Annotated in this window: 15 protein-coding genes; 10 read left to right on the forward strand and 5 right to left on the reverse strand. The window is 58.1% G+C overall.

All coding sequences use genetic code 11. The features are described 5' to 3' along the window. Window positions 1–46: 46 nt before the first annotated feature. From tynA to paaZ, 5 genes are all read right to left on the reverse strand, one after another. The gene (tynA, locus tag ACQG2G_RS10010; RefSeq protein WP_061772030.1) at window positions 47–2,323 is read right to left on the reverse strand and encodes a primary-amine oxidase; all 2,277 of its coding nucleotides are present in this window, start codon (window positions 2,321–2,323) and stop codon (window positions 47–49) included. A gap of 156 nt (window positions 2,324–2,479) precedes the next feature. Next, window positions 2,480–2,875, reverse strand: a complete 396-nt coding sequence (locus ACQG2G_RS10015) for a hypothetical protein (protein WP_040023180.1) — start codon at window positions 2,873–2,875, stop codon at window positions 2,480–2,482. Beyond that, window positions 2,853–3,257: a polymorphic toxin type 44 domain-containing protein gene (locus tag ACQG2G_RS10020; protein ID WP_236276674.1), complete on the reverse strand. Its 405-nt coding sequence runs from the start codon at window positions 3,255–3,257 to the stop codon at window positions 2,853–2,855. Before ACQG2G_RS10020 ends, ACQG2G_RS10015 begins: the two co-directional genes overlap by 23 nt. 2 nt (window positions 3,258–3,259) lie before the next feature. After that, a complete protein-coding gene (locus ACQG2G_RS10025; RefSeq protein ID WP_013096763.1) occupies window positions 3,260–3,742 on the reverse strand; it encodes an Hcp family type VI secretion system effector in 483 nt (160 codons plus the stop codon). Between the two features lie 211 nt (window positions 3,743–3,953). Then, window positions 3,954–5,993, reverse strand: a complete 2,040-nt coding sequence (paaZ, locus tag ACQG2G_RS10030; RefSeq protein WP_311379332.1) for a phenylacetic acid degradation bifunctional protein PaaZ — start codon at window positions 5,991–5,993, stop codon at window positions 3,954–3,956. 285 nt (window positions 5,994–6,278) lie between these two features. Here paaZ and paaA point away from each other — a divergent pair, with 285 nt between their 5' ends. From paaA to pcaF, 10 genes are read left to right on the forward strand one after another with little or no spacing between them, the layout of a single operon-like run. Then, window positions 6,279–7,208, forward strand: a complete 930-nt coding sequence (gene paaA, locus ACQG2G_RS10035) for a 1,2-phenylacetyl-CoA epoxidase subunit PaaA (RefSeq protein WP_013096761.1) — start codon at window positions 6,279–6,281, stop codon at window positions 7,206–7,208. A gap of 12 nt (window positions 7,209–7,220) precedes the next feature. After that, on the forward strand, window positions 7,221–7,508 hold the full coding sequence (gene paaB, locus ACQG2G_RS10040; RefSeq protein WP_003857353.1) for a 1,2-phenylacetyl-CoA epoxidase subunit PaaB: 288 nt from the start codon (window positions 7,221–7,223) through the stop codon (window positions 7,506–7,508). An 8-nt stretch (window positions 7,509–7,516) separates the two neighbouring features. Beyond that, complete coding sequence (paaC, locus tag ACQG2G_RS10045; protein WP_058680408.1) at window positions 7,517–8,263, forward strand: 1,2-phenylacetyl-CoA epoxidase subunit PaaC; 747 nt, start codon at window positions 7,517–7,519, stop codon at window positions 8,261–8,263. A gap of 11 nt (window positions 8,264–8,274) precedes the next feature. After that, window positions 8,275–8,772 carry a 1,2-phenylacetyl-CoA epoxidase subunit PaaD gene (gene paaD, locus ACQG2G_RS10050; protein ID WP_013096759.1) on the forward strand — a complete coding sequence of 166 codons (498 nt, stop codon included), beginning with the start codon at window positions 8,275–8,277 and terminating at the stop codon, window positions 8,770–8,772. 7 nt (window positions 8,773–8,779) lie between these two features. Beyond that, window positions 8,780–9,850, forward strand: a complete 1,071-nt coding sequence (gene paaE, locus ACQG2G_RS10055) for a 1,2-phenylacetyl-CoA epoxidase subunit PaaE (protein ID WP_058682549.1) — start codon at window positions 8,780–8,782, stop codon at window positions 9,848–9,850. Continuing rightward, a complete protein-coding gene (paaF, locus tag ACQG2G_RS10060; protein WP_047023964.1) occupies window positions 9,847–10,614 on the forward strand; it encodes a 2,3-dehydroadipyl-CoA hydratase PaaF in 768 nt (255 codons plus the stop codon). The genes paaE and paaF overlap by 4 nt, the downstream gene beginning before the upstream one ends. Next, complete coding sequence (gene paaG, locus ACQG2G_RS10065) at window positions 10,614–11,402, forward strand: 2-(1,2-epoxy-1,2-dihydrophenyl)acetyl-CoA isomerase PaaG (RefSeq protein ID WP_248078879.1); 789 nt, start codon at window positions 10,614–10,616, stop codon at window positions 11,400–11,402. Before paaF ends, paaG begins: the two co-directional genes overlap by 1 nt. Window position 11,403: 1 nt before the next feature. Beyond that, the gene (gene paaH, locus ACQG2G_RS10070) at window positions 11,404–12,828 is read left to right on the forward strand and encodes a 3-hydroxyacyl-CoA dehydrogenase PaaH (protein WP_061771651.1); all 1,425 of its coding nucleotides are present in this window, start codon (window positions 11,404–11,406) and stop codon (window positions 12,826–12,828) included. Further along, a complete protein-coding gene (gene paaI / locus ACQG2G_RS10075; RefSeq protein ID WP_013096754.1) occupies window positions 12,818–13,240 on the forward strand; it encodes a hydroxyphenylacetyl-CoA thioesterase PaaI in 423 nt (140 codons plus the stop codon). Before paaH ends, paaI begins: the two co-directional genes overlap by 11 nt. After that, complete coding sequence (pcaF, locus tag ACQG2G_RS10080) at window positions 13,240–14,445, forward strand: 3-oxoadipyl-CoA thiolase (protein WP_426769211.1); 1,206 nt, start codon at window positions 13,240–13,242, stop codon at window positions 14,443–14,445. Before paaI ends, pcaF begins: the two co-directional genes overlap by 1 nt. The last annotated feature ends 9 nt before the right edge of the window (window positions 14,446–14,454 follow it).

Consider the following 14,454-nt stretch of genomic DNA (forward strand, 5'->3'; position numbering starts at 1 on the left):
CGGCAAATAAATGAATAAAAAACCGGGCATTACGCCCGGTCGGTGATTATTTCTGTTCGTCTTTTTTTCTGCCAAGCGTTGGCGTTTCGTCAAAGAAGTTCCACGGCTTAAGCAATGTATGCACCCATTCCGTTGGCATGATGGGCCACTCTTCCGCGCGGGCAACGTGCGTGGTTCCGGTGGTCATCCAGACCACATCGTCCTGATTAGTGAGTGACTCATTGTCTTTGCTGTACTGACCCAGCCCCGTATCGTGCGTGGAGCGGTTCGGGAATTTCCCTTCCGGGTACATTTCGTCAGGATGGTAACGCGTCACCCACAGCTGTTTATCCATAAAGCTCAGGCGATGGTAGATCCACTCGTCCGGTGCAAACTTCGCGCCCGTGGCTACCGGGTGCGTGCCGCCCGCGTAAGGGATGATCTGGTACGAGACCGGGTTCCCCATACGGTTCTCTTTGCGGGTGTTGCTCAGCAGGCGAATGGTACCCGGATCGAATTTCTGCGCCGCCTGCTGTTCGCTATCGATATCGTACTGATTGACCTGCATGGTACTGGTACGCGGGCCGCCAGCCGTGTTCGGTTTCACCTGCGGATCCATCGCCACCAGTTTATTGTCGATGCCATCCACATCCATATCGAGACGGAAGTTATAGATGTGCTGGTGGGTGGTACCGACGATGTTGTGATCGATTAAGGTGCCGTATCGGGTGTCGTCTTTGGCAGTGGCGTCATGCATCGTTTTGGCCTGCACGCCTTTCACGGCTTCAATCCCGGTGGCTCCGGCATCAATGCCGATGGTGCCGTTTTCGTGGAATACCCAGTCGAAGATGTAATCGTAGTTGCCAACGGTGCTTACCCAGCGCACCACCAGCTCGCGGCGTTCGGTGCTGACGTTTGGCTTGCCCATCTCCTGATGCTTATATTCAGGTCCGGCGTAGCGCTCGAAAATGGCGATGGCACGTGGGATCTCCATCGGCGTACCGGTGTAATCCGGGATGGTTTCATTGAGCATCACGGCGTTGGACGGCACATCTTTGCCGCGCACCAGCGGGGAGGTCAGGGTGCCCATGCCGTAGTCGCCCGAATCGAGATAGGCTTTAAAGTACCAGCCCACATCCGGATCGCCGTAAGGGACGATCATCCCGCCCAGGGAGCCCTGATACATGACCTGGCGTTTCTTACCGTTGTCGTTGTACGTGACGGTCGAGATCATCGGCCCCACGCGGGAGTCCAGGCTCAGGTGGAAATCCCAGTTCTGCCAGTGCACCATGTCTCCGGTAATGGTGTAGTTCTTGCCTTCCGGTTCGATGATCTCAAGCGGTTTTTTCGGCGTTTCGATGCGGTCACGGCCATCATACGGACGCGGAGTCATGGGCACCGGAACAACCGCGCCTTCTTCAATTTTCTGGATCTTCTTCTGTTCGAGATCAACCACCGCCACCAGATTCTCAATCGGGTGTGCCCAGTAGTTACCGTCGCCCACATCCAGATAGCTCACCACTTTCAGCAGACGGTCTTCCTGCTTCAGGCCGTCTTTGCCGTCAAAATAGCCGACGGTCAGCGGGGTCGTGATCACGTTCTTCGTATCGCTGATGCCGCGTTGTTTCAGCACCTCAGCAAATTCCGGGCTCTCGTTGATGATTTGCTGCACGGTGGCGAAATCATCCAGCAGCACCATGCCGTGCGCATCCTTTACGGCCTCCCAGCGCAGGATTTTCTTATCCTTCAGGTCTACACGACTTTCGATGACGTGTTTGCCGTCCAGCATGGTGATATTCGCCTGACGCGGGGCATCCACCGCTGTGCCGTTCAGCACAAAGTCCCACACTTTGGCTTTCTCGGGCTCGGCCAGGGCAATCTGGGTGAAGCGGGTGTTCGGTTTAAACTCCTTTGAGGCTTTGACGATGGCCACGGCTTGCTTAATCTCATCCGCCGTTAATGCATTAAGCGGATGGGGGCGTTTCTCAACCTGGAACGTCTGGTCGAGGCCGGACTGGAAGACGTCGTTGATAAAGGTGTCCGAGATAAAGGCTTTGTTGTCTTTCATCACCACCGGTACCGACAGCGCAAGGGGTTTGCCATTAACGATGGCGGTGTTAGCGCCTGGCTTAACCTTTACGAACGCACCGTCTTTCGCAATGGTGAACATCTGTGCGTAATCATCCCATTGTACCTCTGCGCCAAAATCTGCCAGCGTTTTGTCCATTGGGACCATATGCGCCTCACTGCCGTGAGCGAAAACGGGAGATTGCCAGGCACAGCAGAGCGCAACGGCCAGAGCCAGTGCCGTTCTACGGGCAGAAAATGAAGAATTGCTTCTCATCGTAGACCTCATCTTGTTGTGTTTATTGTGTTGTGAGTCTTATCCTGACAGGCGCGTGAAAAAAGCGTTTGCCTGCATCTGCCAGGTTATTTGTCAGTCTTGCCAGGTTAGAAAAGTGCGGCGATAAATCACATCCCCGGTAAATAGCGTTGATGATCAGTAAGGTGATCTATCGAGATGTATATGTACGTCGTACCCAACCGTGTTGAACGAGTAAACATTGCCACGAACGTGGAGATAAATTTCACCGTCTTTTACGGTCGCGGTGGCTTTATCATCATTGGTGACCATAACAGGCTTAATGTCCTTAATATGAGACATAAACGCTTCGGGGCTTTTTCTCGCATCATAGAGATAAAAGTGAAACGTATCTTTGGATAATGAACTTGCCTCTACCCGCGTGATATACAAATTTAATTGCTCATTAACCCTCATTTTTCCCTGCAGGTTTTCATACACGGTGAAAAGATCGCGAAAAGGGTACAAGATGAAGCCCAGGAGAATGACAACCATCACCCCGACTCGCCAGTTAAAAACCCGACCGTCGCGCATAATCTATTCCTGCTCTTATCCATAATTGGTCAACCGGGTCATCACCATATGCAAAGGCATCCTGATATTTGGCAAATTCTACCGGATCGCTTGTTCCAGCAAGGATCTGCGCAGCACCTGCACCCCGAAGTAACACACCATCAGGGATGCCCGCTGCCGCGCCCACGACACCGAAATGGAAATTTCCAAAGTTGGCATACTGGGCACGGCCTTGCTTAAAATCCCATGGACCATGGTTTCTCACCATTTGATAAAACCATACGTAAGTCATCAATGAGGCCCCGCCATGAAATCGGGCTATTACCATATGGCTTACAACATCAACCCCTGGTGGTGAAAAAGAAGAGATATCGTACGGCGTGGAATATAAAGGAGTACGCATAATTAACGCTCTGCCCAGCTATCTGCGAAACGCAAATTACCGTCGCAATACGTCCAGGTAATCTTGTCGTAGCGCAGCTCCACAACTTCAAGATGATTGTGTTTTTCTTTCGTTTGATCCTTCGTGTCATGCATTAAGGGCGTAACGGAAACGACGCGAATATTATCGAGATGCATATTGTAATATTCCACTTCCTGTCCGGCATCGTTTATGCGATACCATTTGAATTCCGCCGTTTTTAGTGTTTGCCCAGTCGCAACAGCTTTCATCAGATAAGGGGAAGAGGAATCAATCTCCTTTTGAAAAACGATGGGGGCATGGTTACGTTTACCAGTGATTTTTCCCGTTAAAGCATCTGTTGGCAGCCGGAGGTTATGCGTAAAGCCAGTAACTTCTATGCTCCCTTCACGATCATGAACATCTACCGAGCCGGTGATTTTTGCACCGCCGTCGTCAGTTAAGAAAAGATATACAGGAATTGCCATAGTCTACTCATCATCCATGTAATTTAGTTAGGGGAAAATTCCCGCAAGGGATAATAACCATGCTAAGTATATGGTCAATTTTCTTAATGTTTCTGGATGTAAATTAGCCAGGCTATGCGGACTGGATGATGTGTTACCCAAAGCCATCCAGTCCGTGTTTTCCCCTCTTTTTTAGTGTGATTAACTGATTAAACCCGCACGGGTAACAGCCTTAAAAATCACCCTGCTGGCGAGCCACCAGCGTCAGAATGGAGTAGAGCGCCACCGCCTGCTGGTGCTGATTGAAAATCTCAACCGCCCATTCGACCACGCCGGTGGGTTTTTCATCCGCCGTACGCTGTTTCTTCAGGGTTTTACGTTTGCAGGTCAGGCGCACCTGGATGGTATCGCCCGGTTTCACCGGCTCGATAAAGCGCAGGTTTTCCATGCCGTAGTTGGCAATTACCGGCCCCACACCTGCATCAACAAACAGCCCGGCGGCAGCGGAAATCAGGAAGTAACCGTGTACCACCCGCTCGCCAAAGATCGACTCCGCTGCGCCAATCTTGTCCATGTGAGCATAGAAATGATCCCCGCTCAGGCAGGCAAAGTTAACGATATCGGCTTCCGTCAGGGTTCGGCGCAGCGTCAGCAGGCTGTCGCCCGGCTGCAATTCCTCGAAGTATTTGCGGAACGGATGAACGCGATCTTCATGCACCGTCGCGCCACGTACCCACTGTTTGCCGATGGCGGCCAGCATGGTCGGGCTGCCCTGAATGGCGGTGCGCTGCATATAGTGTTTGACCGCACGCAGGCCACCCAGTTCCTCGCCGCCGCCTGCACGTCCGGGACCGCCGTGCACGAGCTGCGGAAGCGGAGAACCGTGGCCGGTAGACTCTTTTGCTGACTCTTCATTGAGGATCTGAATGCGACCGTGTGCCCGCGCTGCACCAGAAATAAACTGGCGGGCGAGCGCGGGATCCGCCGTGACCAGCGTCCCGGCCAGGCTACCGCCGCCCGCGCGGGCAAGCTGCATCGCATGGTCTGCGTGGCGATATGGCATGAGAGTCGCCACCGGCCCGAACGCTTCGGTGGCGTGCACCGCCGGGGTCTCATCCGGCTGCGGGCAAAAGAGCAGGGTTGGCGGGTAAAACGCTCCGGCGGCCTGCAGGTCGGCTTTTCCGCCCAGGCGAACCTGGCAGCCTGCGGCCACAAGCTGATCCACCTTCTCCTGCACGTCCGCACGCTGTTCGCTATTGACCAAGGAACCCATTTTCACGCCTTCCTGCGCCGGGTCGCCCACCACCACCTTTTCCAGCCGGGCGATCAGCGCCTGACTTACCGCGTCAATCTGGTGTTGCGGCACGATAATGCGGCGGATGGCGGTACATTTCTGTCCGGCCTTGGCGGTCATCTCACGTACCACTTCACGAATGAACAGGGCGAATTCGGGCTGTTCCGGCGTCACGTCTTCCCCCAGTACGCAGCAGTTCAGGGAGTCGGCTTCCATGGTGAACGGGATCGCGTTTGCCACAATATTCGGGTGAACACGCAGGTTCTGGCCGGTGCTGGCGGAGCCGGTAAACGTCACCACATCCTGGCTGTCGAGATGGTCCAGCAGATCGCCCGCGCCGCCGCAGATCAGGCTGATGGCGCCGTCCGGCACCAGACCGCTCTCCACGATCGCTTTCACCATCGCCTGCGTCACCTGCGCGGTGGCGGTAGCGGGTTTGATGATCGCCGGCATCCCGGCAAGCCACGTGGGGGCGAGTTTTTCCAGCATTCCCCAGCAGGGGAAGTTGAAGGCGTTAATATGCACCGCCACGCCCGATTTTGACGTCAGCACATGGCGCGCCGCAAAGCCGCCTTCTTTCGACAGCGGGATCAGTTCGTCCTCGGGCCACAGCGTGTCGTCCGGTAATTCACGGCTCCCCAGACTGGCATAGGTGAACAGCGTGCCAATCCCACCTTCAATATCTACCCAGCTGTCGCCCTTTGTCGCGCCGGTCTGGGCTGAAAGAGCATAAAACGTCTCTTTCAGGCTGAGCAGGTGCTTCGCCACCGCTTTCAGCATCGCCGCGCGTTCGATAAAGGTCATGGCGTGGAGCGCTTCACCGCCATGGGTAATGGCATAGCGACGTGCCGCCGCCATGTCCAGCCCTTCGCTGGTCACGCTCCAGAGCGCTTCACCGCTGATGGCGTGATGAATAGTACGTTCGCGGCCCCGGCCAGACTGCCAGACACCGGACAAGAAACTGGCTAACTGCTGCATCTCTTATCTCCACATGTTTCGTTATTTCACTATTAATAGTTTGATCATGAATCATAAAAATCAAGCTGAGTTTTAATGAATTGTTAACAATGTGATCTCAGGGGAAGGTGTGCGGCGGTTGCAGCCCTTATCTGGCGGCCTTTGTGCAAAAGCCCTGCGAGCGACATCACAAAATCGGGAAACATTTCTTGGGGGTATATTTAACCTTTGTGTAACTTTTAAAAAAACAAAGTGATTCACAATTACGCTTTAAGTTGCAAACTAACGAATCATAAAGGTGATGACGTGACGCAAGAACAACGCTTTGAGCAGCGCATAGCGCAGGAGACGGCGATTGAGCCTCAGGACTGGATGCCGGAAGCCTATCGCAAGACGTTGATCCGCCAGATTGGTCAGCACGCCCACTCTGAAATTGTCGGCATGCTGCCGGAAGGGAACTGGATCACCCGCGCCCCGACGCTACGCCGCAAAGCGATCCTGCTGGCGAAAGTGCAGGACGAAGCCGGACACGGGCTCTATCTCTACAGCGCGGCTGAAACGCTGGGCTGCGCGCGGGAAGACATCTACCAGAAAATGCTCGACGGCAAGATGAAATACTCCTCCATCTTTAACTATCCGACGCTGAGTTGGGCCGATATCGGTGTAATCGGCTGGCTGGTGGACGGTGCCGCTATCGTCAATCAGGTGGCGCTGTGCCGGACCTCTTACGGGCCGTACGCCCGCGCGATGGTGAAAATCTGTAAAGAAGAGAGCTTCCACCAGCGTCAGGGGTTTGAAGCCTGCATGGCGCTGGCGCAGGGGAGCGACGCCCAGCGGCAGATGCTGCAGGATGCCATCAACCGTTTCTGGTGGCCCGCCCTGATGATGTTCGGACCAAACGACGACAACTCGCCGAACAGCGCCCGCAGTCTCGCCTGGAAAATTAAACGCTTTGGCAATGACGAACTGCGTCAGCGCTTCGTCGACAACACCATCCCGCAGGTGGAGATGCTGGGGATGACGGTACCCGATCCCGACCTGCGCTTTGACGAGGAAACCGGCCACTACCGCTTCGGTGAGATTGACTGGCAGGAGTTTGACGAGGTGATCAACGGACGCGGGATTTGCAACCACGAACGCCTGGCCGCCAAGCGCAAAGCCTGGGAAGAGGGGGCGTGGGTGCGTGAAGCCGCACTGGCGCATGCAGAAAAACAACGCGCCCGTCAGGCCGCATAAGAGGAAATCACGATGAGCAATGTCTACTGGCCGCTGTACGAAGTGTTCGTACGCAGCAAACAAGGGTTATCCCACCGCCATGTTGGCAGTCTGCATGCCGCTGACGATCGCATGGCGCTGGAAAACGCGCGGGACGCCTATACTCGCCGCAGCGAAGGTTGCTCGATCTGGGTGGTGAAGGCGAGCGAGATCGTTGCCTCTCAGCCGGAAGAGAGCGGCGAGTTCTTCGACCCGGCGGAAAGCAAGGTCTATCGCCACCCGACGTTTTACACCATCCCTGATGGCATCGAGCATATGTGAGGTCAGGGATGAAAACAGTATCTGCATACGCCCTGCGTCTGGGCGACAACGGTCTGGTGCTCTCGCAGCGCCTCGGAGCCTGGTGCGGACACGCGCCGGAGCTGGAAATCGACCTTGCGCTCGCCAACATCGGTCTCGATCTGCTGGGGCAGGCGCGCAACTTCCTCGCCTGCGCGGCAGAGCGGGAAGGTCAGGGCGATGAAGACACCCTGGCCTTCGGCCGCGATGAGCGTCAGTTTCATAATTTACTGTTGGCAGAACAGCCGAACGGCAACTTCGCCGACACGATCGCCCGCCAGTACCTGATGGACGCGTGGAATGTTGCCCTCTACGAACGGCTGATCCACAGCAGCGACAGTCAGCTTGCCGCTATCGCCGCCAAGGCGATTAAAGAGGCGCGTTATCACCTGCGCTTTAGCCGCGGCTGGCTGGTGCGCCTGGGAGACGGCACCGAAATCTCGTCGCAAAAAATGCAGCAGGCCATCGACAACCTGTGGCGCTTTACGGCCGAGTTGTTCGAGGCGGATGACGTTGAACTTGAGCTGATTGAGTCCGGCGTTGCGGTTGATCCGCGCACCCTGCGCCAGCCGTGGGAAAACGAAGTGTTTGCCGGACTGCAGGAAGCCACCCTGCGCGTACCCGATGAGACGGCCTATCGCACCGGCGGAAAACGCGGGCTGCATACCGAGCATCTGGGCCCGATGCTGGCAGAGATGCAGTATCTCCAGCGCGCGTATCCCGGTCAGCAGTGGTAAAGGAGAACGCCATGCAACGTCTTGTCGACATCGCCCCCCCACAGGTTCCGCACATCTGGTCCCTGTTAAGCCAGATCCCGGACCCGGAAGTACCGGTGCTCACCATCACCGATTTAGGCATGGTGCGCAGCGTCACCGCGCAGGGCGAAGGCTGGGTGATTGGCTTTACGCCAACCTATTCAGGCTGCCCGGCGACGGAACACCTGCTTGGCGCCATCCGCGACACCCTGACGGCGCACGGTTATACGCCGGTGCACATTGTGCTGCAGCTGGAACCCGCCTGGACGACCGACTGGATGACCGCCGATGCGCGTGAACGTCTGCGCGCGTATGGCATCAGCCCACCCGTGGGGCACAGCTGTCATGCCCACGTTCCCGCTGAGGTGAGCTGCCCGCGCTGCGCCAGCACCGACACCTCGCTTATCAGTGAGTTTGGTTCTACGGCCTGTAAGGCGCTGTATCGCTGTAATACCTGCCGCGAACCCTTCGACTATTTCAAATGTATTTGAGGTTGTCATGACAACGTTTCATTCATTAACAGTGGCAAAAGTAGAACCCGAAACCCGCGATGCGGTGACCATCACCTTCGCGGTTCCGCAGGCGTTGCAGGAGGCTTACCGCTTTCGTCCCGGCCAACACCTGACCCTGAAAACCAGACTGGGTGCAGACGAACTGCGCCGCTGTTACTCCATCTGCCGGAGTAGCGCGCCGGGGGAGATCAGCGTCGCGGTTAAAGCTATTGAAGGCGGGCGTTTCTCCCGTTACGCCCGGGATGAGATCAAACCGGGCATGACGCTGGAGGTGATGGTTCCCCAGGGGCATTTTGGCTATCAGCCGCAGCCTGAACGGGAAGGTCACTATCTGGCGATTGCCGCGGGCTCCGGCATCACCCCGATGCTGGCGATTTTATCCGCCACGCTGGCCGCCGAACCGAACAGCCACTTCACCCTGATCTACGGCAACCGCAGCAGCCAGAGCATGATGTTCCGTCAGGCGCTGGCAGACCTGAAGGATAAATACCCGCAGCGGTTGCAGCTGGTTGCCATCTTCAGCCAGGAGCGGCTGGACAGCGACCTGCTTAACGGCCGTATCGACGGTGAAAAGCTGCAGGCGCTGGCAAAAACGCTGATCAACTTCCGCCAGTACGACGAGGCCTTTATCTGCGGCCCGGCCGCGATGATGGACGAGGCTGAAGCGACCTTAAAAGCGCTGGGAATGGCCGAAAAATCCATTCACCTAGAGCGGTTTAATACGCCGGGCACGGCCGTTAAGCGCGCGGTGAGCGTGCAGGCGGAAGGCCAGAAGGTGATCGTGCGCCAGGACGGACGTGACCGCGAGATCGTCCTGACGGCGGACGATGAGAGCATTCTTGATGCCGCCCTGCGTCAGGGGGCGGATCTGCCGTATGCCTGTAAGGGAGGCGTCTGCGCCACCTGTAAATGCAAAGTGCTGCGCGGCAAGGTGGACATGGCGACCAACTACAGCCTGGAGCCGGACGAACTGGCCGCCGGGTATGTGCTGAGCTGTCAGGCACTGCCGCTAACCGCCGACGTGGTCGTCGACTTTGACGCTAAGGGGATGGCATGAGCGAACTTCTGGTCACCCGTTATGACCGCGTGTTGCAACTCACGCTCAACCGACCGGCGGCACGCAACGCCCTTAACAATGCGCTGCTGACACAGCTTGCAGAACAGCTGGAGGCGGCGGCCAGCGATAACACCCTCTCTGCCTGTGTAATTTACGGCAGCGAGCGCTGCTTTGCGGCCGGGGCCGATCTCAACGAAATGGCAGAAAAAGATCTGCCTGCCACCCTGAACGATAGTCGTCCTCAGCTGTGGAAGCGGATAGACGCCTTCAATAAGCCGCTGATTGCCGCCGTGAACGGTTTTGCACTCGGGGCTGGCTGCGAGCTGGCCCTGCTGTGCGACGTAGTGATTGCCGGTGACAACGCCCGCTTCGGACTGCCGGAAATTACGCTTGGGATCATGCCCGGTGCGGGCGGCACGCAGCGCCTGATCCGCTGCGTGGGCAAATCGCTCGCCAGCAGAATGGTACTGACCGGGGAAAGCATTACGGCGCAGCAGGCCCAGCGTGCCGGTCTGGTCAGCGACGTTTTCCCGGCCTCGCTGACGCTGGAATATGCCCTGAAACAGGCAGCGCTGATGGCGCGCCACTCGCCGCTGGCGCTACAGGCGGCTAAACAGGCGCTGCGCCAGTCACAGGAGGTGCCACTGCAGGCGGGTCTGGCCCAGGAGCGTCAACTGTTCACGCTGCTCTCGGCCACGGAAGACAGGCGAGAAGGCATCGACGCCTTCTTACAGAAACGTACTCCCGACTTTAAAGGACGCTAATTGTGGAATTTATTCTCAGTCATGTAGAGCAAGGCGTAATGACCCTGACGCTGAACCGTCCGGAGCGTCTGAACAGCTTTAACGATGTGATGCACCAGCAGCTTGCAGAATGCCTGCAGCAGGCCGAGCGCGATGAGACGATCCGCTGTCTGCTGATCACCGGCGCAGGGCGCGGCTTCTGTGCCGGGCAGGATCTGAACGACCGTAACGTCGACCCGAACGGTCCTGCGCCGGATCTGGGGATGTCCGTCGAGACCTTTTATAACCCGCTGGTGCGTCGTCTGGCTGCGCTGCCAAAACCGGTGATTTGCGCGGTCAACGGCGTGGCGGCAGGAGCAGGGGCCACGCTGGCGCTGGGGTGCGACATGGTGATTGCCGCGCGCTCCGCCACCTTTGTAATGGCCTTCAGCAAGCTGGGGTTAGTCCCGGACTGCGGCGGAACCTGGTTCCTGCCGCGCGTGGCCGGACGTGCCCGCGCCATGGGGCTGGTGCTGCTTGGCGACAAACTGAGCGCCGAACAGGCGCACGACTGGGGAATGATCTGGCAGGTGGTGGATGACGACCAGCTCTCCAGCACGGCGCAGCAGCTGGCGCTGCACTTTGCCTCGCAGCCCACCTTTGGGCTGGGGCTGATCAAACAGGCGATTAACGCCGCGGAAACCAATACCCTGGACGCACAGCTTGACCTGGAGCGCGATTATCAACGGCTGGCCGGACGCAGCGACGATTACCGCGAAGGCGTGAGCGCCTTTCTGGCGAAGCGCGTGCCGAATTTTACGGGGAAGTAAGATGCTGAACATTCGTACTGTCGCCGTCATTGGAAGCGGGACAATGGGCGCCGGAATAGCCGAAGTCGCGGCAAGCCATGGGCATCAGGTGATGATGTACGACATCGCCTCAGACGCCATTTCCCGCGCCATCGACGGCATTCGCCAGCGCCTGGCCTCCCGGGTGACGCGGGGCAAACTCACTGAGGAGGCCTGTGGGCAGATCCTCGCCCGGCTGACCCCGGTCACGGATATCAGTGTGCTAACCGCGGCGGACCTGGTGATAGAAGCCGCCTCCGAGCGCCTTGAGCTGAAAAAAGCGCTGTTTGCCGAACTGGCGGAGATCTGCCCGCCGCAGACCCTGCTTACCAGCAACACATCTTCTATCTCGATCACAGCGATTGCGGCGGATATCCGTCATCCAGAGCGAGTGGCAGGCATGCATTTCTTTAACCCGGCACCGGTGATGAAGCTGGTGGAGGTGGTTAGCGGGCTGGCGACCTCGCCGGAAGTGGCCGACGCGCTGTGCGAGCTGGCGCTGAACTGGGGGAAACAGCCGGTGCGCTGCCAGTCGACGCCGGGCTTCATCGTAAATCGCGTGGCGCGTCCCTTCTATTCCGAAGCCTGGCGCGCGCTGGAAGAACAGGTTGCAGCTCCTGAAGTGATTGATGCGGCCCTGCGCGAGGGCGGTGGTTTCCCGATGGGGCCGCTGGAACTGACCGATCTGATTGGGCAGGACGTGAACTTCGCCGTGACCTGTTCGGTGTTTAACGCGTTCTGGCAGGAGCGGCGTTTTCTGCCTTCACTGGTGCAGCAGGAGCTGGTACTGGCGGGGCGGCTGGGCAAAAAAAGCGGGAAGGGCGTTTACGACTGGCGCGGCGAATCGCCACCGGTGCCATGGCTTGAAACGATCAACGACAGCTTTAGCCCTATGCGGGTTGAACGAAAACGTGACGGTGTCACGGAAATCGATGAGGTGTTGCTGATTGAAACGCAGGGCGAAACCGCTCAGGCGCTGGCGCTGCGCCTCAACTGCCCGGTGGTGGTGGTTGATCGTATTGAGCGCGACGTGGCGGTGATTGCGTCGGCAGCCAGCAACCCGCATACCGCGACGCAAAAAGTCATCCGCTACCTGCAACAGCAGGGAAAGCGGGTGGTGCAGATTGCCGATTACCCTGGCCTGCTGGTCTGGCGCACGGTGGCGATGATTGCCAACGAAGCGCTGGATGCGCTGCAGAAAGGGGTCGCCAGCGAAAAAGATATCGATACCGCCATGCGTCTGGGCGTGAACTACCCGTCCGGGCCGATTGCCTGGGGCGAGCGGCTGGGCTGGCAACGTCTGTTAACGCTGCTGGAAAACCTGCAGCGTCATTACGGCGAAGAACGTTATCGCCCCTGTTCACTGCTGCGCCAGCGTGCGCTTCTGGAGAGTAGCTATGAGTCATAACGCCTGGCATAACGCCCGCACCATGTACGAACAGGATGCCTGCGCGCAGGCAATGGGGATGGACATTATCGACATGGACGAAGGTTACGCAGTGGTGACCATGACCATCACCCCGCAGATGCTTAACGGCCATAAAACCTGCCACGGCGGACAGCTCTTCTCGCTGGCCGACACCGCGTTTGCCTACGCCTGCAACAGCCAGGGGCTGGCGGCGGTGGCCTCTGGCTGCACAATCGATTTCCTTCGACCGGGTTTTGTCGGAGACAAGCTGACCGCCACCGCGCGGGTTAAGCATCAGGGCAAACTGACCGGCGTATATGACATCGAAATTCAGAACCAACAACAGAAAACCGTCGCTCTCTTTCGCGGAAAATCCCACCGCATCGGCGGCAATGTGACAGGAGAAGCCTGATGCGTGACGCATTTATTTGTGATGGGGTGCGAACCCCGGTGGGGCGGTACGGCGGGGCGTTATCCGCCGTACGCGCGGACGATCTGGGCGCTATACCGCTGCGTGCCTTGCTGGAGCGCTATCCGCAGCTCGACCCGGAGCGGATTGATGATGTGATCTTCGGCTGCGCCAACCAGGCGGGGGAAGACAACCGCAACGTGGCGCGTATGGCGTCGCTGCTGGCCGGGCTGCCGCAGACCGTCTCCGGCACGACGATCAACCGCCTGTGCGGCTCGGGGCTGGATGCGGTTGGCTTTGCTGCACGCGTCATAAAATCCGGTGATGGCGATCTGCTGATTGCCGGTGGCGTGGAGTCGATGTCCCGCGCGCCGTTTGTGATGGCGAAAGCCACCGCGGCGTTTCAGCGCCAGGCGGAGATCTTCGATACCACCCTTGGCTGGCGATTTGTGAATCCGCTCATGCATCAGACGTTCGGAACTGACAGCATGCCGGAAACGGCAGAGAATGTAGCTGAATTGTTAAATATCAGCCGTGCCGATCAGGATGCGTTCGCGCTGCGCAGCCAGCAACGTACCGCCCGGGCGCAGCAAAACGGCATTCTGGCGCAGGAGATCGTGCCGGTGCTGGTGCCGGGGAAAAAAGGGACCGTTACGGAGGTCTCTGTTGATGAGCACCCGCGCGCCGACACCACGCTGGCGCAACTTGCCGCCCTGAAAGCGCCGTTTCGCAAAAATGGTGTCGTTACCGCAGGTAACGCCTCTGGTGTGAACGATGGCGCCGCTGCACTGATTATCGCCAGCGAGCAGATGGCGCTTTCACAGGGGCTTGTGCCGCGCACGCGGATTGTGGCCATGGCCACCGCAGGCGTGGAGCCACGTCTGATGGGGCTAGGGCCGGTGCCCGCCACCCGCAAAGTGCTGGAGCGAGCGGGGCTCAGCATCAACGAGATGGATGTGATTGAGCTGAACGAAGCCTTCGCCTCGCAGGCGCTGGGCGTGCTGCGTCAGCTGGGGTTGCCGGACGATGCCGCACACGTCAATCCGAACGGAGGGGCCATTGCGTTAGGCCATCCGCTGGGAATGAGCGGTGCCAGGCTGGCGCTGGCCGCGAGCAATGAATTGCATCGACGCCACGGGCGCTACGCGCTGTGTACGATGTGCATCGGTGTGGGTCAGGGCATTGCCATGATCCTTGAGCGTGTTTGAGCGAACAAT

The sequence above is a fragment of the Enterobacter cloacae complex sp. 382A5 genome, assembly GCF_050031095.1.
Taxonomy (GTDB): domain Bacteria; phylum Pseudomonadota; class Gammaproteobacteria; order Enterobacterales; family Enterobacteriaceae; genus Enterobacter; species Enterobacter cloacae.